At 72.1% G+C, this 21,194-nt stretch carries 16 protein-coding genes; 6 read left to right on the top strand and 10 right to left on the bottom strand.

Translation table 11 applies throughout. The features are described 5' to 3' along the window. Positions 1-229: 229 nt before the first annotated feature. The 4 genes from OYE22_RS20700 to OYE22_RS20685 all read right to left on the bottom strand — a co-directional run bounded on the left by OYE22_RS20700 (position 230) and on the right by OYE22_RS20685 (position 5,505). Complete coding sequence (locus OYE22_RS20700) at positions 230-1,501, bottom strand: hypothetical protein (RefSeq protein WP_277324235.1); 1,272 nt, start codon at positions 1,499-1,501, stop codon at positions 230-232. A 205-nt stretch (positions 1,502-1,706) separates the two neighbouring features. Further along, positions 1,707-2,630, bottom strand: a complete 924-nt coding sequence (locus OYE22_RS20695) for an N-acetylneuraminate synthase family protein (protein WP_187087812.1) — start codon at positions 2,628-2,630, stop codon at positions 1,707-1,709. After that, complete coding sequence (locus OYE22_RS20690) at positions 2,627-3,985, bottom strand: acylneuraminate cytidylyltransferase (protein ID WP_277321804.1); 1,359 nt, start codon at positions 3,983-3,985, stop codon at positions 2,627-2,629. The genes OYE22_RS20695 and OYE22_RS20690 overlap by 4 nt, the downstream gene beginning before the upstream one ends. A 209-nt stretch (positions 3,986-4,194) precedes the next feature. After that, the gene (locus tag OYE22_RS20685; RefSeq protein WP_277321803.1) at positions 4,195-5,505 is read right to left on the bottom strand and encodes a DUF6716 putative glycosyltransferase; all 1,311 of its coding nucleotides are present in this window, start codon (positions 5,503-5,505) and stop codon (positions 4,195-4,197) included. Between the two features lie 217 nt (positions 5,506-5,722). Between OYE22_RS20685 and OYE22_RS20680 the strand changes: the two genes are divergently transcribed. Genes OYE22_RS20680 through OYE22_RS20670 form a run of 3 tightly spaced genes read left to right on the top strand, consistent with a single transcriptional unit; the run spans position 5,723 to position 9,272 of the window. After that, on the top strand, positions 5,723-6,700 hold the full coding sequence (locus tag OYE22_RS20680) for a glycosyltransferase family 2 protein (protein WP_277321802.1): 978 nt from the start codon (positions 5,723-5,725) through the stop codon (positions 6,698-6,700). Continuing rightward, entirely contained in the window at positions 6,700-8,088 is a 1,389-nt protein-coding gene (locus OYE22_RS20675; protein WP_277321801.1) for a polysialyltransferase family glycosyltransferase, read from the top strand. Before OYE22_RS20680 ends, OYE22_RS20675 begins: the two co-directional genes overlap by 1 nt. 38 nt (positions 8,089-8,126) lie before the next feature. Continuing rightward, positions 8,127-9,272 carry an acyltransferase gene (locus OYE22_RS20670; RefSeq protein ID WP_277321800.1) on the top strand — a complete coding sequence of 382 codons (1,146 nt, stop codon included), beginning with the start codon at positions 8,127-8,129 and terminating at the stop codon, positions 9,270-9,272. Between the two features lie 228 nt (positions 9,273-9,500). On the opposite strand, the gene OYE22_RS20665 is transcribed toward OYE22_RS20670, so the two are convergent. After that, the gene (locus tag OYE22_RS20665) at positions 9,501-10,175 is read right to left on the bottom strand and encodes a TetR/AcrR family transcriptional regulator C-terminal domain-containing protein (RefSeq protein WP_277321799.1); all 675 of its coding nucleotides are present in this window, start codon (positions 10,173-10,175) and stop codon (positions 9,501-9,503) included. A 249-nt stretch (positions 10,176-10,424) separates the two neighbouring features. On the opposite strand from OYE22_RS20665, the gene OYE22_RS20660 reads away from it, so the two are divergent. Continuing rightward, a complete protein-coding gene (locus tag OYE22_RS20660) occupies positions 10,425-12,377 on the top strand; it encodes an FAD-dependent monooxygenase (protein ID WP_277321798.1) in 1,953 nt (650 codons plus the stop codon). Between the two features lie 31 nt (positions 12,378-12,408). Here OYE22_RS20660 and OYE22_RS20655 read toward each other — a convergent pair whose 3' ends face one another. The 4 genes from OYE22_RS20655 to OYE22_RS20640 all read right to left on the bottom strand — a co-directional run bounded on the left by OYE22_RS20655 (position 12,409) and on the right by OYE22_RS20640 (position 17,521). Continuing rightward, positions 12,409-13,587 carry a hypothetical protein gene (locus tag OYE22_RS20655; RefSeq protein ID WP_277321797.1) on the bottom strand — a complete coding sequence of 393 codons (1,179 nt, stop codon included), beginning with the start codon at positions 13,585-13,587 and terminating at the stop codon, positions 12,409-12,411. Positions 13,588-14,029: 442 nt separating this feature from the next. Then, positions 14,030-14,890 (bottom strand): GNAT family protein, encoded by an 861-nt coding sequence (locus tag OYE22_RS20650; protein ID WP_277321796.1) that lies wholly within the window; start codon positions 14,888-14,890, stop codon positions 14,030-14,032. Positions 14,891-15,391: 501 nt separating this feature from the next. Continuing rightward, positions 15,392-16,789, bottom strand: a complete 1,398-nt coding sequence (locus OYE22_RS20645; protein ID WP_277321795.1) for a gluconate:H+ symporter — start codon at positions 16,787-16,789, stop codon at positions 15,392-15,394. Positions 16,790-16,996: 207 nt separating this feature from the next. Next, a complete protein-coding gene (locus tag OYE22_RS20640) occupies positions 16,997-17,521 on the bottom strand; it encodes a gluconokinase (RefSeq protein ID WP_277321794.1) in 525 nt (174 codons plus the stop codon). A 131-nt stretch (positions 17,522-17,652) separates the two neighbouring features. On the opposite strand from OYE22_RS20640, the gene OYE22_RS20635 reads away from it, so the two are divergent. Then, a complete protein-coding gene (locus tag OYE22_RS20635) occupies positions 17,653-18,354 on the top strand; it encodes an FCD domain-containing protein (protein WP_277321793.1) in 702 nt (233 codons plus the stop codon). A gap of 43 nt (positions 18,355-18,397) precedes the next feature. Here OYE22_RS20635 and OYE22_RS20630 read toward each other — a convergent pair whose 3' ends face one another. Beyond that, a complete protein-coding gene (locus OYE22_RS20630; RefSeq protein ID WP_277321792.1) occupies positions 18,398-19,750 on the bottom strand; it encodes an erythromycin esterase family protein in 1,353 nt (450 codons plus the stop codon). Positions 19,751-20,173: 423 nt separating this feature from the next. On the opposite strand from OYE22_RS20630, the gene OYE22_RS20625 reads away from it, so the two are divergent. Further along, positions 20,174-21,061, top strand: a complete 888-nt coding sequence (locus OYE22_RS20625) for a L,D-transpeptidase family protein (RefSeq protein WP_277321791.1) — start codon at positions 20,174-20,176, stop codon at positions 21,059-21,061. Positions 21,062-21,194 lie beyond the last annotated feature (133 nt).

Genomic DNA, 21,194 nt, shown 5'->3' with positions numbered 1-21,194 from the left:
TGGCTTCGGGCTCAAGGTCGCGGGGCGTTACGTGGTTCACGCGTGCAGCGTAAGACGCCACGCGGGGCAACTGCGCGGCGATCAACAAAAGTTCAGCCCGTTAGGGGAAGAAAAATCGGGCCGCTGGTCGCATGAGTGGCGACCCCGTGGGGTATGAACGCTGTTTACGCTCGCCCGCCGAACGGCGGTCCGCTCACCCAGGGTGAGCGGACCGGGAAGCGCGGCGAGGCTACGGCTGACTCGGCGAAGCCGGCGCGTACGGGAGTCTCTGCACGTCGCGGGCGGTGCCCGTGACGCCGGACAGGAACCCCTGGGCGCGTGGCGAGGCGTTCGAGGTCAGCCAGGCCGGATCGACGTCACACACGGCGACCTTGATGCCGGTGCCCGCGAGCGCCAGCGGCAGCGTGTGCACGACCGTCGAGGGAAAACTCAAGATCATCCGCCCTATGGGACCGCGCCGGGCGATCACCTCCAGCGGGAGGTCGGGCCGCACGATCTCCAGGCCCACCTCGACGCTGATCCGGTGCAGCTTGTCGGTGGCCTCCTTGCGATGCGCGAAGTAGCGCGTGGCCCCGTGCTCGCGGGTCAGCGCCGTGACCGCCTCCACGTACCGCTCCAGGTCCACCACGCCGGTCTCCACCAGCGAGGTGCCCACCAGGTCGGTGCCGCCCGTCAGCTTGGGCGGGCCGAACCGGGCCCGGGTCCAGGCGAACGTGTTGGAGGTGACCATGACGCCGGACGGCGGGTCGACCGGCATCGAGCTGAACACCTCGACCCGACGGCGCTGACCAGGCGTCAACCGGCGCCGCGCGCCCGCCGAGACCGGCGCGAACACCAGGTCGCGCGGGCCACGGCTGCCGCGCCGGTGCCAGCGCTCAAGGCGTTCGCCGCGCGTCAGTTGGGAGATGAACTCCATGGTGGCGGTGCCGTCGTCCACGACGATCAGGTCGCGGGCCTTGGTCATGGTCAGCAGGAGTTGCACGTAGCGCGAGAACGGATCGCCGATGACGATGCGCCGCGCGGCGCGCAGCAGCGAGGCCAGGCCGCTGATGGTGCGGAATGGCGCGGACGCGCCGCCCCGCGCCTCCTCCCAGCGCACCCGCACGCCCTCTTCCCTGGCCAGCTCCGCCATCCGACGGAGCTGGCCACGGGTCATCGGGTCGTGCGGCGACAGCACGATGACGGTCAGGTCCCCCGGTGCCCCAACACCGGTGTCCCCTCCGACCCGGGCGCCCGCCGGGGCACCGGAGCCGTCCGCGTCGTCGGCCGCCACGCGCGGCGCGTCGACCGTGTGGTCGGAGGCGCGGAGCGCGTCTGTATCTCCCGACGCGCGGAGCGCGTCTGTGCTCCCCGACGCGCGAAGCGCGCCGGCACCCTCCGACGCGCGAAGCGCGTCAGCGTAGGCCCACTCCAGAACATTCAACAGTTGCACCGGGCTCTCCACGAAGGCGAGCGTGCTGCCCGGGGCGGCGTCCTGGGGGGACGCGCCGCGCCCGGGCAGCGCCCGGGCGCGGCGTTCGGAACCGGCCCCACCCGCGGTGGGGGTCGGTTCCGGAACAGGGCCGAGCGGCCCTGTGGTTGAGCTCACGAGGTCTACCTCACGCTCTCGGCGGCCTCGCCTCGCGACGAGGCCGCACTGCCGACGGGAGTTGCCGGGTGCCTGGCCCGGAAGGCGGCGCGGCGTGCCCACGGCCCGTGGACACGGGTCACACGGTGGCGGGCTCGCGCTCCTCGGACTCGGCGATGACGCCGGTGACGCGGCGCAGCTTCTTCATCGGGCCCAGCTCGCTCTCGTACACCTTCTTGACGCCGTCACCGAGAGACTCCTCGATGGTGCGGATGTCGCGGACCAGGCGCTGCAGGCCCTGCGGCTCCACGGAGGCGGCCTGGTCCGAGCCCCACATGGCGCGGTCGAGGGTGATGTGACGCTCCACGAAGGTGGCGCCGAGCGCGACCGCGGCGAGCGTGGTCTGCAGGCCCGTCTCGTGGCCCGAGTAGCCGATCGGCACGTTGGGGTACTCGGCCTGCAGGGTGTTGATGACCCGCAGGTTCAGCTCCTCGGCCTTGGCCGGGTAGGTGGAGGTGGCGTGGCAGAGCAGGATGTTGTCGCTGCCCAGCACCTCGACCGCGTGCCGGATCTGCTTCGGCGTGGACATGCCCGTCGACAGGATGATCGTGCGGCCGGTGGCGCGCAGCGCGCGCAGCAGCTCGTCATCGGTCAGCGAGGCGGAGGCCACCTTGTGCGCCGGGAGGTCGAACTTCTCCAGGAAGGCGACGGCCTCGGTGTCCCACGGGGAGGCGAACCAGTCGATGCCGCGCTTCTTGCAGTGCTCGTCGATCTTGCGGTACTCGTCCTCGCCGAACTCGACGCGGTGCCGGTAGTCGATGTACGTCATCCGGCCCCAGGGGGTGTCGCGCTCGATGTCCCACTGGTCGCGCGGGGTGCAGATCTCCGGGGTGCGCTTCTGGAACTTGACCGCGTCACAGCCGGCGTCGGCGGCGACGTCGATCAGCTTGAACGCGTTCTCCAGGTCACCGTTGTGGTTGATGCCGATCTCACCGGTGACGTAGACCGGCTGGCCGGGCCCCGCGGTCTTGGCGCCGAGGGTGCGGAGGCGGGTGGAGCTCATGAAGACAGTTCCTTTCCAAGAATCCACGAGGCGATCTCGCGGATCGCACCGTCTCCTCCGGGGGTGGAGGTGACCGCGCGTGCGGCGCCACGTACGACGTCGTGCGCACCGGCGACCGCCACGGGCCAGCCGACGAGGCCGAAGCACGGGAGGTCGTTGACGTCGTTGCCGACATAGAGCACGCGCTCGGGCGCGATGCCCTGCTCCTCGCACCACTGCTTCAGTGCGAGGTCCTTGCGGTCGATGCCGTGGAGTACGGGAACCCGCAGCTTGCGGGCCCGCGCGGCGACGACCGGGTTTTGCTCCGTGGACAGGATCAGCAGCGGGATGCCGGCTCGGCGCATCGCCGCGATACCGAGCCCGTCGCCGCGGTGTACGGCGACGAGTTCGCGTCCTTCGGAGTCGATCAGCACCCTGTCGTCCGTCTGGGTGCCGTCGAAGTCGATGACCACCGCGTCGATGTCGTCGCGGGTGGGCAGGTGGGTGGGGAGGTAGTCGCCGCGGGCCTTCGGCCCCGGCCCGTCCAGGAGCGGGGCCAGCGCGCGGGCGCGCTCCAGGTCGTGCGGGTCGTCGATCTCCAGGACCCGCGCGGCGTCGGTCCGTACCAGCGCCGTGTGGCCGAAGAAGCGGTGCTTGTGGACGCGGAAGCCGTCGGCGCGCATGCCGTAGGCGGCGCCGGTCTCCAGCAGGTCCTGCGGCCGGTCCTGGCGGCGCGGGCGGAACGACTTGTCGTGGTTGACGCCGAAGCCGCCGCTGGCCCCGTCGGCCGCCGGAGCGGCCGTGGCCGAGCCCGCCTCGGCCTCGCCGGCCGCACCGGACTCGTCCGCGTCGCGCCAGACGAAGCCGTGGAAGGGGGCGACGGTCAGCGCGGTGTCGGCGCCGCCGTCGAGGATGGCGCCCACGACGCCGTCGATGTCCTCGCGGGTGATGAACGGGCTGGTGCACTGCACGAGCAGCACCACCTGCGTGCTGCCGGGCCCGTCGTGCCCGGCCTCGTGCGCGTCCATGGCGTGCAGTACGGCCGCCTCGCTGGTGGCGGTGTCGCCGGCGATGGCGGTGGGGCGCTGGATGACGTCGGCGCCGGCGCCGCGCGCGGCGGCGGCGATGCCCGGGTCGTCGGTGGAGACCACGACGTCGGTGACCAGCCGGCTGGCGCGGCACTCGCGCACGGCGCGGGCCACCAGCGGCACGCCACCGACGGCGGCGAGGTTCTTGGCGGGTACGCCCTTGGAGCCGCCGCGCGCGGGGATCACCGCGAGCACCCGGCCGCCGCCGGCCCGTTCGCCGTCGCGGCCCTCGGCCGTCGTGCTTGTGCCCGGCGCGCTGGCGCGTCCTGCGGGCTCCGAGGTGGACATGGCGGCTCCTGACTCGTGGCGCTGCGCGCCTGGTGGTTCGTGGCGCTGCGCGCCGGGGTGGGTGGGGGGCGTCCCCGGTGTGACCTGCCGGTCCCGCGGCGGCCTGGCCGGGTGGGCGTCGGTGGTGGGGTGGCCCCGCTCGGTCGCGGGCGCCGGGCCCGCGGTCGGCTCCTGGGCCCGTGCGGTGGTGCGCTCGCCGGGCGCGGGCGTCACAGCTCCCCCATGCGGCGGATGACGGGGGCCACCCGCTGCACGCCGTGCCGGTAGGCGCCGCGCGCGGCCTCGCGCATCGTGTTGCGGACGACCCGCTTGAACCCGGAGGCGTCCTGCGGCTCGACGCTGACGCCGGGGCGCGGGCTGCCGTCGGCCTGGAAGCCGTAGCGACCCAGGATGCGCGGCAGGTAGCCGGGCGCGGTGACGGCCGTGTAGTACGGGGTGACCGGCGGCAGCGGCGGGCCGGTGAGCAGGTCCTCCAGCCGGTTGCGCACGGCGTCGAAGGCGTGCTCGTACGCGCCGTCGGCCGCGGCCACGCCCTGCCGCTCGACCCACTCCGGGTCGGCCTTGGGGCGGTAGCCCGCATCGAGCTGGTCCCAGGAGGCCAGGCAGCCCGAGCCGAGGAAGTGGTGGTTGCCCAGGCCCTCGCGGATGCCGAGGTCGGTGAGGATGGCGGTGGGGATGTTCCGGTGCAGCGATTCGAGTGCGGCCGTGGAACTCACCGTCACCAGCAGGTCGGCGCCGTCCAGCACCTCGCCCATGTGCCCGTAGACGAGCCGGAAGTTGCTGGGCAGCGCGCCCGCGTGCCGGTCGGCCAGCTTCTGGTAGGGCAGTTCCTCGATGTGCGTGGTGTGCTCGCCCGGCTTGCTGCGCAGCTTGACCAGGACCTCGCGGTCGGGGTGCTTGCGGGCGTGCTCGACGGCGCGGCGCAGCAGGTAGGCGCGGTCGGCGCGGTTGTCGGGCACGGACGGCTGGACGGCGAAGACGACGGTGCCACCGGTGTAGGGGCGCCGGGTGCGCGCGGTCTCGTCGTACGGGTCGCCGCCGAGGAAGGGCAGCGCGCACTCGACGACCACGTCGGGGTCGGCGCCGACGCCGCGGTAGACCTCGCGGAAGCGCTCGGCGTCGTAGCGGCTGTTGGCCAGCACGATGTCGGCGCCGTTGCGCAGCAGCAGGCCGTCGGCGAGCTTCTCGTAGACGACACCCACGTAGCCGGTGATGAGGACCGGGCGGTGGTCGGCGTCGCGCAGGGCGTGACCGAGGGCGTGCAGCATGGCCTGGACGCCGCCGCCGACGCAGGAGAGCACCACGGCGTCGTAGCGCTCGCGCTCTATCGCGTGGAGGAACTCGATGCCCGTGACCTCGCGCATGGCGTCCGCGCGCACCCCGACCTCGGAGAGCTGACGGGCGGTGGGGGTCGCGCGTCCTCGCAGCAGGTATCCGTCGAGACGGTGGTCCGGTGCGACGCGGTGTGCGGTGAGCGCGCCCCACTTCCACCGAGTGTCGGAATCTGCGAGAACGGCCACACGAGGCTGGGAATTGGTACGGGTGGGCACGTCGCTGACGCTAGGAAGGGTTTGCGAGTCACGGCCCAACACAGACGCAACAAACGGTTAACAGCATGTCGACTGTTGGCGAACCCGGCCGCGAGAGCAGCGGGTTAACCATTCCGCCTTCCTTCGTTCACCTTCTCGTAGGCCATAGGTCAAGACGAATGCCGGGCGGACACCTACCGTCACCCGAGTGGTTAAGCTCTCCGTCATCGTGCCGTTCTACAACGTGCAGACCTACGCACCAGACACACTGAGAAGTCTGCGCGCCAACGCGCGGGAGGACTTCGAATTCATTCTCGTCGACGACTGTTCACAGGACGGGACCCCCGAGCTGTTGGAGCGCGCCGAGCGCGACCTGCCCGGGGCGGTCCTCGTACGGCACGAACAGAACGGCGGGCTCGCCACCGCGCGCAACACGGGTCTGGACGCGGCACGTGGCGAGTACCTGACCTTCCTCGACGGGGACGACTGGCTCGCCCCCGGGTATTACGAACAACTCCTTGCCGCCATGGAGGAGTTGGGTTGCGACTTCGTGCGCACCGACCACGTGCAGGTGACCAACCGGGCGCGCTCCATCCACCGGGTGCCGGTCGGACTGCGCAACACGGTGCTCAATCCGCGCGACGTGATCCTGCCGTCCGACCGCTCCACCTCCGTCGACTACGCCTTCGCCTGGGCCGGCATGTACCACCGGCGGCTGCTCGACGACGGGCTGCTGCATTTCCGGGACGGGCTGCGGACCGCCGAGGACCGGCCGTGGATCTGGAAACTGCACCGCGAGGCCAAGTCATTCGCGGTCCTGGGCATGCTCGGGGTGTTCTACCGGCGCGGGGTCGCCTCGTCGCTCACGCAGATCGGCGACGTCCGGCAGCTCGATTTCATTCGCGCGTTCGACCAGGTGATCGAGGAAACGTCGCGCGATCGGGAAGCCGCGCGTTTCCTTCCGAAGGCCGTGCGCACCTATTGTGCGATCATTTCCCATCACCTTGGTGGCATTGAAAGGTTTGAACCGGCCGTGGCACGTAAGTTGCGCATCATGAGCGCGGCGGCGATGAAGCGGATGCCGCAGCAGGTGCTGAACGAGGCGCTCGACGCGATGGACTACGATCGCGCCGCCCGGCTGCGCAAGCTGCGCCGCCGCCCCGTCGGCCCGGAGGTCGCGGTCTGATGAACACGCGTAACCGCACCCAGATCTTCTTCGCGTCCACGCTGTACGGCGCCGCCACGCTGGCCGCCGCCATCGACGCGGACTGCTTCGCCGAGGCTGACCGCCGACTGCTGCTGATCAGCAACAACGCGGCCATCCCGGAGACCACCCCGAGCCTGGACGAGATGCCCGGCTTCGAGGTGCTGCGCACCCGGTTCGACGGCGTGCTGTCCTGGAACGAGACCATCAGCCCGTTCCACCCCGGCGGCTGGTCCCCGCGCGCGGACGACGCGCCGCTGTGGGAGCGGCACCTGCGCCTGCTGTGGGGCCTGGGCGACGACGACATCGAACTCGTCCTCGAATCGATCCAGGTCAACCCGGCCCTCGCGGTGGCCAGGCTGTTCCCCAACGCCCCGCTTGAGGTCTACGCGGACGGCCTGATGAGCTACGGGCCGACCCGCAACAAGCTCTCCCCGCTGGTCGGCACGCGGGTGCGCAGGCTGCTCCACCTGGACCTGGTCCCGGGGCTCAAGCCGCTGCTGCTGACCGAGTTCGGCGTCCCGTCGGAGATCGTGCCCACCGACCACTTCACCAAGGTGCTCGACGAGATCGCCGGGGTCTCCCCCGAGGTCACCGTCCCGGACGCGGTCCCCGGCACCAAGGGCCCGGCGCTGCTGCTCGGCCAGTACCTGTCGGCACTCGACATCCTCACTCCGCAGGAGGAGGAGGAACTGCACGTCCGGATGTTGCGCGGAGTGGTCAGGCTCGGCCACCGCGAGGTGGTCTTCAAGCCGCACCCGACCGCGCCGGCCCGCTGGTCGCGCCTCCTCGAGACGGAGGCGAGCACGCTCGGCGCCGAGCTGACCGTGGTGGACTCGCCGGTGCTGGCCGAGGTCCTCTACCAGCGCACCCGGCCCTCGCTCGTCGTCGGCTGCTTCTCCACCGCGCTGATCACCGCGAGCGCCCTGTACGGCCTGCCCGTCGCCCGCACCGGCACCGAGATCCTGCTGGAGCGGCTGACGCCGTACCAGAACAGCAACCGCGTGCCGGTGACCATCGTGGACGCGCTGCTGCCCAACCTGGACGACCACGCCGCGGTCCAGGCGTGGCAGGCACCGCCCGGCGACCGCGCGGGCAAGGAGCTGACCGGCCTGGTCACCGCCGTCGGCTTCGCCATGCAGGCGAAGATCTACCCGGACCTGCGGCCGGCCGCCGAGCGCTACCTCTCCGCCAAGCTCAACGCCCACACCTGGCGGTACTTCAAGCGCCGCCGCCTGACCGCGCTCGGTCTGCCCGGCGCGGTCCCCTCCCACCTCTCGTTCCTGCCGCGCAACCCCACGGTGCGCAAGGTGGCCCGCAGGGCCCGCGCCGTACAGCGCCAGATCAAGAAAAGGGCAGCCTTCGGATGACGGCTCCGAGTACCGCACCGGGGCCGCTCCCCGATGCCGTGACCGCCACACCCCCGGCCGACAGGTCGGGGGTGCCCGACGCCCCGGTCGCCGCCCTGGAGGGCAAGCCTCCGGGGCAGCGTCCGCCGTCGCGGCTACGCGCACTGGACGGGCTGCGACTGGTCGCGGCGCTCATGGTCGCCTGCTACCACTACGGGGGGCGCGACGGCGAGATCGCCAAGGCGTGGGGCTCGTCCCCCTCCCACCAGTTCCCCACCGCGTCCGAGTGGTTCGCCTACGGCTGCCTCGGCGTGCAGATCTTCTTCGTCATCAGCGGCTTCGTGATCTGCATGAGCGGTTGGGGCCGTCCGCTCAAGGACTTCTTCGCCTCCCGCGTCTCGCGGCTCTTCCCCGCCTACTGGGCGGCGATCATCCTGGTCACGGCCGTCTTCGCGCTCCCGGCCGTGGCGTTCGCGACCGTCTCGCCCAGCGACACGCTGGTCAACTTCACGATGCTCCAGCAGCCGCTTGGCGCCGACCGCGTGCTCGGCGTGTGCTGGACCCTCTGGGCGGAGCTGCGGTTCTACGCGCTCTTCGCCCTGTTCGTGGTGTTGCCGGGGGCGAGCCGGCACCGGGTCGTGCTGTTCTGCGCGGTGTGGACGCTGGCCGCGGCCATGGCCGACGCCGCCGACCAGCCACTTCTGGACATCGTGCTGATGCCGGAGTACGCGCCGTACTTCATCGGCGGCATCGGCCTCTATCTGGTGCATCGTTTCGGCAATGACGCCCTGGCATGGGGCATCGTCGGGGTCAGCTTCCTGATAGGACAGCGGTACGCGGTGGACGAGCTCTGGCACCCCCAGAACCCGGACTTCTTCTCGTACCGCCACACCTCGGTCATCATCGGCATCGTGGCGCTGGGTTACCTGGCCGTCGCCCTCGTCGCCCTCGGCAAGCTGAACTGGGCCAACTGGCGCTGGCTCACCGTCGCCGGCGCCCTGACCTACCCCTTCTACCTGGTCCACGAACACCTGGGCTGGGTCGCCGTGGAGACGCTCCACCAGGACCTCGACATCCCCTCGCACGCGACGTTCGCGCTCACCATCGCGATCATGCTCGCCCTCGCCTGGCTGCTGCACAAACTGGTCGAGAACCCCCTGACCCCGGTCATCAAGCGATCGGTCTCCGGCAAGCGGAAGCGGTAGGTAGCGGTAGCTGCGGAGCGACCGCTGACCCCAGCGGCCCGGCACGCGCGCACAGCGCGTTGCCGGGCCGTTCGCGTTGTGGGGCGTTTGTGGGGTGGGGGTGCTGGTGTTGCGGGGGTGGCTCGCGTTGCGGGGGCGTTCGGGTCGCGGGGTCGTGCGCGCGTGGCAGGGTCCCGGTCGCGTCGCGGGGCCGTGTGTGTGGCGGAGCCGTTCGCGTCGCGGGGCTGGTCAGGCGGGTTGGCTCGCCTGGCTGGAGGGGGCGGGCCTGGCCAGCAGGGTGGCCTCAAGGCCGGCGACGATCACCCGCAGCCCCTCCTCGAACCGGTCCCCGTAGTCGTGGAAGAGGTCCGGGCCGGCTTCGACCGCCAGCGGGAACTCCGACCCTATGAACTCGGCGCGCTCCGCCACGTCGTACCCGGGCGCGCGCTCCCCCGGTACCGGGTGCACCGCCTGCTCCTCGATGACGAAGCCGAGGGTGTAGGTGAACGCGATGAACGAGGCGCGGGCGGCCAGCCCCGCCGGGTAGCCGGCGTCGACGAACACCCGCAGGTGCGCGTCGAGCGACTGCGCGTGCCCGGCGTCGGTGAAGCGGCTGCCGCTGAAGACCTTCGCGCCGTCCCGCAGGCCGAGCAGCGTCCGCCGCAGCCGCCTGCTGGACTCGGTGAGTTGCCCCTGCCAGGTGTCCGCGACGATCGGATGGTCCTCGCGCATCCGGCGGTAGATCGCCGTGGCCATCTCGTCCAGTAGCTCCTGCTTGTTCTTGAAGTGCCAGTACAGCGCGGGCGCCTGCACGTTCAGCTCTTTGGCGATCCTGCGCAGCGTGAGCCCGTCGAGCCCCACCTCGTTCAGCAGCCGCAGCGCGGTGTCCACCACCTGGGCCCGGTCCAGTCGCGTCGTCGCCATGTGGCCATTTTCCCCTCCCGCGCCGGTCCCCCGCCCCAGGGGCCGGCGAACCCTTGACAGCTTAACGACGTTAAGGGCACACTCCGAGTACGGCGAATTTAACGACGTTAAGGAGTTGTGATGGCTGCTCGCTCGACACCCGACGCGTCGTCGACGCCCGGATCCACCGCCGCGCCCGACACCCCACCTGAGGGGGCGGCTCCCGGGGTGGCGCGGCCAGCGCGGGCAGTGGACGCCTCCGCGCCAGGGATGCCGACAGGGCCGGCGACAGGCCCGCTGTCGCAGGCCGCGGCGGAGGTCGCACCGACGGCCGTGCTGATCGTCGGTGCGGGTCCGACGGGCCTCACGCTCGCCTGCGACCTGGCTCGGCGCGGCGTGCCCGCGCGCGTGATCGAGCAGTCGGCCACCCTCTTTCCCGGCGCGCGCGGCAAGGGCATCCAGCCGCGGACCCGGGAGATCTTCGACGACCTCGGCATCGGCCCGGCCATCACCCGGTTCGGTGGCCCGTACCCGCTCATGCAGCGGTGGCGCGGCAGGCAGCGCCTGGAGGAGTGGGAGATGCTGGACCGGGCCGAGCCACACGAGGGCGCTCCGTATCGCGAGACGTGGATGGTGCCGCAGTGGCGCACCCAGGAGCTGTTGTACGAGCGGCTGCGCGAACTGGGCGGCAGCGTCGAGTTCCGCACCAGGCTGACCGGGTTCCACCAGGACGCGCGCGGCGTGAGCGCGACGGTGGCGAGACCCTCCGGCCCCGACGAGACGATCCGGGCCGCCTATGTCATAGCGGCCGACGGCGGGCGCAGCACGGTGCGCCGGCTGACCGGCGTACCCATGAGCGGACACACGGTGGACCCGCTGCCGATACTGGTCGCCGACGTACGCCTCGCGACCTCGTACGACGCGGCGCCCCACGCCGTGCCCGACGACCTGGGGGCACTCCACCCGGCCTCGGACGCGGTGGATACGGCGGACGCGGTGGATACGGCGGTGGGTGCGGCGGACGCGGCCGGGTCAGCCAACGAGACGGCCGGTCCTGGCGGCACCGAGGCGCTAGAGGGTTCCGAGTGGCTGGCGGCGGCGCAAATCGATCGCGACCACTGGCACGTGTGGTCGGAGGGCCAGGACGGGAGCACGGCGCTGTGTCCGCTCGCCGGTACGGACACGTTCCAGTTCCTGGCCCAGTTCGATGACCCGGACGCCGTGCCGGACACCACTGCCGACGCGGTGCGCCGGTTGCTGGCCGAGCGCACGTCGCTGCCCGCGTCGGCCGTCCGCGAGGTGCTCTGGGCCTCGGACTTCCGACCGCGCGCCGCCATGGCCGAGCGGTTCCGGATCGGCAGGGTCTTCCTGCTCGGCGACGCGGCCCACGTGCACTCGCCTGCCGGCGGCCAGGGCCTCAACACCAGCGTGCAGGACGCCTACAACCTCGGCTGGAAGCTGGAGCAGGTGCTGCGACACGGCGCACACGAGAGCCTGCTCGACACCTACGAGGAGGAGCGGCTACCCATAGCCGCCGAAGTGCTCGGCCTCAGCACCCGACTGCATCGCGCGCGCCCGCTCGACGAGGCCGGCGGCGGCGTGCGGATGGGCTCCGACACCCACCAGCTCACCCTCTCGTACGCGGGAGGCTGGCTCGCCGTGGACCGTCGTGCCCCGCGCCCGGCTCCGGACTCCGACGCCGACTCTGACGCCCTCCGCCCCGGCGACCGGGCCCCGAACGCGCGCTGTGTGGACGCCGCCGGCAAGGAGTTCGCCCTCTTCGACGCCTTCCAGGGCCCGCACTTCACCCTGCTGGACTTCCGCACCGCCCACGACCTACCCGACACGCCCACGCCACCCGCCCCGCACGCCCCCCGCGACGAGCCCTCCCAGACCGCCCCCCTCACAGCCGCCACCGCCACCGCCACCGCCACGGCCGCCGGACCGCCAACGCTCCCCCAGCCCACCCACCACCACGACCAGGTCCCACTGCGGCACATCGTCATACGACACGCCTCCGCGCACGCCCAACAGCGGTACGGCAAGGCGGTGTTCCTGATCCGTCCCGACGGCTACATCGGCCTCATCACCAACGACCCCAGCGACGTGGCGGATTACCTCACCCGCATACGCCGCGGGCGCCCCACCACCAAGCCTCCCGGCGCGACTCCCGGTGTGGACCGCGCGGTGGAGCGGGGATCCGACACCTCCGCGAACCGGTAGCGGCTGGGCGGCCCCCGCCCCGCCCAAACCGTCAATTCCAACCCAGGAGGTAGGTGACTCCGGAATCCGGCGCATCGGCGATTTTGACGGGGCTCGAACCCGCGCGCAGCGACTGGCGGTAGACCTCGACCTTGTCACCGCGTTCGGCGAGAAAGGCGATCTGTTTCTTGTCCGGCGATGGCACCGCACCATAGGAGGGGAGATCGGACTCGGGGAGGAGTGGTTCTACGTCCCGCACGATCTGGAGGTCTGCCGTGAATCGCACCCGCAGGATCTGGGCGTCCGACTTTCCCGCGTGGGAGCAGACCAGGTCGCGCGAGTCCAGCCAGAATTCGGGCGAACAATCGGGGACCTCGGTGCTGCCTCGGGGAATGCGCGGCCCGTTGCCGCCGTAGTCCGCGCTTTTACTCAACGGAATACCGGCGTCGCGGTCGGCACCGCGCTTACGGAGTTGGAGTTGGTTCCAGACGGTGTTGTGTTCGGCGATGTAGCCGCCGGTGGGGTGAATGGCGGACTCGTTCAGGTCGGAGTCCTTCGCCCGCCAGGCCACGCCGCCACCGAAGGAGACCTCACTGAGCGGCTCGCCATCCGCGTCGACAGCCGGGCCACGGTCCCGGGCGCTCTCCGGCGGGTTCTCGGGCAGCCGACTGCGCAGCCGGCCGGTGCGGTCGATGTACCACAGGTCGCCCTCGTGGAAGACCGGATAGCTGTCCCGCGGGGCGTCGGCGGGGTTCCCCGCGTCCGGCTCCGGTCCCGTCGGCAGCCCCGTGCGGACCTCGAAGGCCACCGCCCGCTCGCCCACCCCGCCGGGCCCGGCGATGCGCCCGGCCATCAGGGTGTAGTCCTCGTTGAACATCTGCCGCAGCGCCGAGGAGGCGGGATATCCACCGATGCCGTCGTGACAGGCGTAGGAGCCACTGGGGTTCTGATCGGCCGGCAGGTCTCCCGAAGCGGCGGACACGACGCTGCCGTCGCGTACGGAGAGAGCGGTGAGGGCGAGTTCCGCGGCGGGAGAGCAGTTGAGCAGCAGCACCGTCTCCGGGATTCTGAATTCGGTGCCCCTTATCCGGCTTTCGATCCCGCCCTTTACGGCGGTGGGCGACGGCGGAGAATCGGATGAGCTGTCACAGCCGGCCTGGAGGGCGATGACGGAGAAGGCGAGCAAAGCGGTCAACAGTTGGGGAGTCTGTCGACGGAGAATGCGCCCCATGTGGTTCTCCTAGAGTCACCGGTCGGGCTTCGACACGCTGCGGTGCAAGGCGAGAGAGCGAGCGTCACTGTATCCGCCCGTGGGGCGGTGATCCAGGGCGGCGAAGGGAACGGAGGGTCAAGGCCGTTGGCGAATCCTTTCCGCTGGCGCACCCCTCTTTCCTTTCGTCCGCACGCCCGTTTTAAACTCCCGCTGACGCCTCTCGTTCCGCTCCCTGCCCACGTTTCCCTTCCGGTGCGCGGCAAGGTGAGATACACCCACGTTTCCCGCCCCATCTCTCCTTATCACCGGCTATTTCCGGCCGTACGCGGAGCCTCCGCCCGTTTGACCGGGCCGGCCGTAGCCCGCCGTACGCCAAAAGGGCAGGGAGAGGCGAGGGGCGAATCGGAGGGGGCGGGGCCGGGCGAGCGCCCGGCAGCGGTGGGACGTTGCCCGGCGGAGGTCAACGTCGCAGGCGGGCGTGCCAGTCGTGTTCGAGGATGGCGTACTGGACGGTGTCGTGCCAGCCGCCGTTCGCGTAGACGCAGTGCCGCAGCACGCCCTCGCGGGTCATGCCCGCCTTCTCGGCGGCGCGTTGGGCCGTGGTGTCGGACGGGAGGACGCCCGCCCAGAGGCGGTGCAGGCCGAGCCGGTCGAAGCCCAGCACGCCGAGGAGGTAGCCGACCTCCATGCTGTGGCCGACGCTGGCCTGGTCGGCGCGCAGGGCCATGCCGACCTCGGCGCTGCGGTAGCCGGTGCGTACGAGGGCGTCCCGCGCGGGCCGGTCGAGGACGAGTTTCGCCGTGCCGATCAGTTCGCCCGAGTCGGCTCGGCTGACGGCGAGGCGGTAGTGGGTACGAGGTCGCCGCCGCGCGCTGGCCAGGGCCTGTTCGACCAGCGCGACCGCGTCGCGCCGGCGAAAGGGGCTCGTCCCGTACGCGCGCGGGGGGCCGGGGTCGCCGAAGACGGCCAGTACGGCGTCCACGTCCGTGGGCGCGAGTTCGCGCAGCCGGAACCTGCTGCTCTCCACCACGACGGCGCGCTCGCCGGGCGGCCTCGGCTCGCCCGGTCCCCGCGCACCCCGGTGCGCCGCCGGCTGCTCGGGCACCGGCAGCGCCCAGGACACGTCGGGGACGGCCTCGTGGTGCGGGTCGGCGGCCCGTGCCGGCGGGGCCGTGCCGGGGGCGCCGTCGCGTACGGGGGCCGCGGCCCGGTGGCCGGCGCCGTTCGGGTCGGTCTCCGAGGTGCCGTGACCCCGTTCCCGGGTCCGCTCGTGCGCCCGCTCGTGGCCCCGCTCGCGATCCCACGCGGCACGCCGCGACATGTCGCCACGCCCGTTCACCGGTCGCCTCCCGCGCGCTGACCCGTCGGCCCGTAACTCCCCCGGCGCGGGCCGCAGTCACGGCGTACGGCGTGGCGGCGGGGTCCACCGCGAACCGTGTCGCGCGGGGCCGCGGGGAGGGCCAACGCCCTTGGCGTGTCCGGGAGTACGGGCCTTCGCCCCCGTACGTCCCGCTCGTGTACCTCCATGCGGCGAGCGTGGCGCAGCGGTGGCGGGCACACCAAGAAGCGTCACTCCACTGCGCGCAAAGCCCACCCGTCCGACTGAGGGTCGGCGCCGCGACGTGGGCGCGGGTTGACCGCGCCCGCCGTATCCGCCGCACCCGCCGTACCCCGGAGTCGCCGGCGTACGCGGGGCCGCGCGCCCGCCGTACCCGACCGCCGGAGAAGGACAGCCGGAGAACGACGGGCGCGACGGGCAGCCGACGGTGCCGAACGGCCGACGGCGACCGGCGAGCAGCAAGCAGCGGATAGCGGGCGGGGACTAGATGATCAGGGACAGGAGCAGGATCAGGCCGCCCGCCACGACCGAGATGATCGTCTCCATCAGCGACCAGGTCTTGATCGTCTGGCCGACGTTCATCCCGAAGTACTCCTTGACCATCCAGAACCCGGCGTCGTTGACGTGGCTGAAGAACAGCGAGCCGGCGCCCACGGCGAGGACGAGCAGGGCCTGGTGGGTGGTGGACATGTCGGTGGCCAACGGCGCGACGAGGCCGGCGGCCGAGATGGTGGCGACCGTGGCCGAGCCCGTCGCGAGTCGGATGCCGACCGCGATGAGCCAGGCGAGCAGCAGCGGCGAGACGTCCCAGTCGTTGGAGAAGTCCAGGATCATCTGGCCGACGCCGATGTCGATCAGGGTCTGCTTGAACCCGCCGCCGGCGCCGACGATGAGCAGGATGCCCGCGATGGGAACCAGCGAGGTGTCCACGATGCTCGACAGCCGCTCCTTGGCGAAGCCCGCCGCCCGGCCGAGCGTGAACATGGCCACCAGGACGGCGGCGAGCAGCGCGATCAGCGGTGAGCCGATGACGTCGGTGACCCGCTGGAGGTGGTTCTCCGGGTCGTCCACCACGATCTCCACCAGCGCCTTGCCCAGCATGAGCACGACGGGCAGCAGCACCGTGCAGACGGTGGCGGCGAAGCTGGGGCGGCGCTCCAGCGTCTCGGACGGCCGCTGCGGAATGAGCCCCTCGGGCGGCTCGATGTCCACCCAGCGCGCGGCGTACCGGGCGAAGACGGGGCCGGCGATCACGACGGTGGGGATGCCGACGAGGACGCCGAGGGCGAGGGTGACGCCGAGGTTGGCGTCGATCGCGTCGATCGCGGCGAGCGGGCCGGGGTGGGGCGGCACCAGGCCGTGCATCACGGACAGGCCGGCCAGGGCCGGGATGCCGATGCGCATGAGGGAGTAGTTGCCGCGCTTGGCGACCAGCAGGACGACCGGGATCAGCAGCACGATGCCGACCTCGAAGAAGAGCGGCAGTCCGATGATGCCCGCGATCAGGGCCATGGCCCAGGGCATGGTGCGCTGGTTGGCGCGGGCCAGGATGGTGTCCACGATCTGGTCGGCGCCGCCGGAGTCGGCCAGGAGCTTGCCGAGGATCGCGCCGAGCGCGATGAGGACGCCCACACCGCCGACCGTGGAGCCGAGCCCCGTCGTGAAGCTCGCGATGGCCTTGTCGAGCGGCGCCGCCGCGACCGCGCCCAGCACCAGCGACCCGATGGTCAGGGACAGGAACGCGTGGAGCTTGAACTTGGTGATGAGCAGGACGATGGCGGCGATGCCGACGAGGACGGCGACGCCCAGTTGGGCGTGGCCGGCCGAGGTGATGGGTTCGGCGGCATCCGCTGCCAGCATCTCGACGCTGAGAGTGCTCACGGAACGGTTCCTTTACGTGGACGGGGGTGCGGGGGGCGCGTGCGGGGACACGGGGGTGGCGTGTGGTGCGTACGAGACAGAGGGCAGGGGGTGAGGCGCGTACGGGGCGCGTGGCACGGCCCGTAGGCGGGGGTACGGGCACGGGCTCGCACCGACGGGGCGGGAGGCGGCCTCGACGAGCAGGCGGTTAGGGCGGGTCGAGGCCGGTCAGGTGGTCGGGAGGTCCTCGTCGAGCCGGGCGATCTCCTCGATGGCGCGCTGGGTGATGACGGCGGGCTGCGGGGTGACGTCCACCGCCACTCCCCGTTCGTCGTCCTGGAGCGGTTCGAGGTCGGCGAACTGGGAGTCGAGCAGCGCGCCGGGCATGAAGTGCCCCTTGCGGGCGCTGAGCCGTTCGGCGATGAGGGCACGGTCGCCGGTGAGGTGGAGGAAGACGATGCCGGGGGCGGCGGCGCGCAGCCGGTCCCGGTAGACGCGCTTGAGCGCCGAGCAGCTCACGACGCCACCCTGGCGCGTCTGGCCCTGGGCCCAGGCGCCGATCGCGTCGAGCCAGGGGGCGCGATCCGCGTCGTCGAGCGGGGTGCCGGCGGACATCTTGGCGATGTTCCGTGGCGGGTGGAAGTCGTCGGCCTCGGCGTACGGGACGCCGAGGAGCGCGGCGAGTGAGCGACCGATCGTGGACTTGCCCGTACCGGACACGCCCATGACGACCACGACGTGGGGGGCATGCATGAACAACCTCGCTGTCTTCATCGACCTCGACGACGCCCCACACCTTCACGTATAGGTACGACGTATTCAAGAGGATGTGACTTAAAAGTCATACTTATTTCGGGTGAGCCCCACGCCGTAGGCTGACCGCCATGGAAAACCACGGGCAGGGGCTCCACGCCCGCGTCCTGGCGTCACTCGGTCCGGCGATCACCGCGGGCGAGTACCCGCCGGGCACGGTGTTGCGCACGGACGAGCTGGAACGGCGCTTCGACGTGTCGCGCACCGTGATCCGTGAGGCCGTACGGGTGCTGGAGTCCATGTACCTGGTGGCGTCCCGGCGCCGGGTCGGCGTCACGGTGCGCCCCACCGAGGAGTGGAACGTCTTCGACCCACAGGTGATCCGCTGGCGCCTGGCCGGGGCCGACCGGCCGCGTCAGCTCCGCTCCCTCACGGTGCTGCGCTCGGCGGTCGAACCGGTCGCCGCCGGCCTCGCGGCCACCCTCGCCACGCCCGAGCAGTGCGCGCGGCTCACCGAGCACGCCCTGGGCATGGTGGCCACCTCACGCGGCCAGCAGCTCGATGCGTATCTGGTGCATGACGTGGCCTTTCACCGAACGGTGCTGAACGCGTCGGGCAATGAGATGTTCGCGCGCCTCGGCGACGTGGTGGCCGAGGTGCTGGCCGGGCGGACCGAACACCATGTCATGTTCCCCGACCCGGACCCCGCGGCGGTCTCCCTGCACGTGCGCGTCGCCGAGGCGATACGCGAACGCGACGCGGCCCGCGCCGAGTCACTGACCCGCGAGATCGCCACCGGCGCGATGGCCGAGCTGGACGTGCTGGCCCCGTAGCCGCGCCGTCCCGTGGCGCCCGGGCGGGTCCGACCGGGCCAGCTCAGGGCAGCCAGTCGAGCGGGGTCACCCGGGGTACCCAGGCCAGGATGTCGAACCAGGTCGCGAGGCGTCCGCCGGTGATGTGGAAGTCGGCGTCCCGCTCCGCCCGATAGCTGGGCCCGATGACCCGGACCGTGGCCGGCGCGTCGAACCAGTTGTGCACCGCGACGGGCTGCGGGGCGTGCAGGTCGAGGAGGTACGCGTCGGGGCGGGCGGTGCTCAGCACGGCGTCGGCGAGGGCGGGGGACGGGGGCGCGACGGTGTGCAGCGCCTCCCCGTGGCCGAACATCAGGGCGACCGACACGTACCCGGCCCCGAAGTGCCGCCGCAGCGCACCGCCTTCCGCCCACCGCGTGACCGGGGGCGCCGCCGCCGGCGGGAAGGACGCGGTGAGCGGGGCGCCGGCCGCGGTGTGGGCGAGGCCGCTCCACAGGACGAGCCGGTGGCCGGTGTGTTCGTGCCACCAGATCGCGTTCTCGGCCATGAGCGGCAACGAGCCGTCCGCGCCACCGACGGCGTCCGGGCCGCCGGGCTCGGGGTCGCGGCCCTGGTCATGGCCCTGTTCGTGGTCGTGGTCGCGCTCGTGGTACGCGTAGAACCCCTCGATCACCCGCGCGTGGCGCAGCGCGAGCGCGTGCCCGGGGCCGGGCGGCAGGCCCGCCACGAGTTCACGGGCCCGCCGCGCCGCCGCACGCAGGGGAGCCTGGTCGGGCAGCTCGGCGTACCAGCGGGCGTGCTCGGTGACGGGGCGCGCGGGGCGCAGGTCGGCGTAGAGGGCGAGGAGTTCGGGCAGTTGGTCCGGGGCCGTGGCGCGGACGTGGTCGGTCACCGCGTCGTAGACGTGCGCCCGCACCGCGCCGTGGTCGAGGCCGACGACGCGTACCCGGTCCTCGGGGTGGCGCTGGTTGAAGGCGCGTATCCAGTGCAGCACGGCGAGGAACTCGGCGCTGCGGTGCGGCCGCCAGGCGTCGGCGAGCAGTTCGCGCGGGGTCCCAGGACCGTCACCGCCGTAGCCGGGCACGGGAGTGCCGGCCACGTACGCGTCGTACTGGAGCCCCTTCGACCAGTCCTCGTCCAGGGCCAACGAGCGGAAGCCCAACTCCTCGACGAGGTAGCGGATCAGTTGATGGGCCAGCGTGGTGAGTTCGGCCGCGCCCCGGGTGGCCGCGCCGAGGCCGACGACGCGGGCGTCACCGACCATGGCGCGCAGCGGCGCGAGGTGGTCGAGCGGCGCGCGGGCGCCGACATCGGGGAGCGGGTGCGCGTGCCCCGCTATCCAGTGCCGTACGGCCGTGGCTCCCGACCCGCCGTCGGGTACGGGGAGCGGCTCGAAGGGATCGGCGGGCGCGGGCATGGCGTGCTCCTCGGTCGCGGCGTCGGGCCGTCCCGGCCGGCGCGGTGGCCGCGTCACGGCCGGGCCTGCGGTGGGACAGCGTACGGTCGCCCCCAGGCTCCGGCCTCACCCTCGGTTCAGGTCAAGGGCTCGTGCGCCCCCGACAACTCCCGCGTGCCCACAGGCCGGCCGTTCCGGCGCACGGGCCGGCGTCCCGGAAGACGGCCGGGTTCAGCGACCAGTGGGCCGTTCCCGACCGCTGGTTGAGCGACCGGTTCCCGCCCGTTGATCGAGGCGCGGGCGGGCGCCCCTCGCCTTCGCTCGACGCGAGGTTCGACACCCGGCGGCCCCGGGCATAAGTGGAAGGGAAAAAAATTGCCGTGATGTGGGGGGCGACAGATGCGCCGGATGTCCGTTTCCGTCTTACGGACCACGCTCGCTGTGGTGACGGCGGCAGCCGTGACCACGGTCGCCACGGGATGTGAGCCGGCGTCCGTGCAGTCCGGGGCGTCCCGGGGGCCGACCGCCACCGCGGAGCCCGAGCGCACCACCCCGCAGCGCACGCACAAGGCACCCGAGCCCACCCGGACCAAGCCCCGCACGCAGCGCCCCGCGCCGCCGCGCACCCACCGCCCGGCCCCGGCCCCGACCCGGACGCCGACCAAGCGCACCTGGCCGACGCGTCCCGCCAAGCCGCTGCCGCGGCCGGTGCTCGCGCTCGGCACCAGCGGCGAGAAGGTGCGGGAACTTCAGGCCAGGCTGCGCCAACTCGGCCTGTTCGACCGTCAGCCCACGGGGTACTACGGCTCGGTCACCGGCACGGCCGTCTCCGCCTTCCAGCGCGGCCACAACCGCCCCGCCTCCGGCACCCTGGACGCCAAGACGTGGGCCAAGCTGCGCGATCTGACGGACCGGCCGAGCCGGACCGCGATGTATCCGCCGACGAGCCGCCCGATAGCCAAGCCCGACCCGCGGTGCATGACCGGGCGGACGCTGTGCATCAGCAAGGCCAGCCGGACGCTGTCGTGGATGGTCAACGGCAAGGTGCTCGCGGCGATGGACGTCCGGTTCGGCTCGCAGTACACGCCGACCCGCGAGGGCACGTTCAAGGTGGACTTCAAGAGCCGCGACCACGTCTCGACGATCTACGACACCCCGATGCCGTACGCGATGTTCTTCAGCGGCGGCCAGGCGGTGCACTACTCGTCGGACTTCGCCGCCCGTGGCTACAGCGGCGCCTCGCACGGCTGCGTGAACGTGCGCGACAAGAAGAAGATCGCCTCGGTCTTCGCCCAGGTGAAGGCCGGCGACAAGGTGGTCGTCTACCGCTAGCCGCGCCTTCCCCGACCGTACGGGCGGGCGCGCCGCTCCCCCGGGCGCCGCCACGTTTCCGCACCCTGTGCCACACCCGCCGGCATCGGGTCGTACGGGCAGCCGGGCGGCGGTGGGCGTACGGGAAGGAGGG

It is taken from the genome of Streptomyces sp. 71268 (assembly GCF_029392895.1).
In the GTDB taxonomy this organism is placed as follows: domain Bacteria; phylum Actinomycetota; class Actinomycetes; order Streptomycetales; family Streptomycetaceae; genus Streptomyces.
The sequence above is the reverse complement of the archived record's forward strand: the minus strand, read 5'-3'. Positions and strand labels throughout refer to the sequence as shown.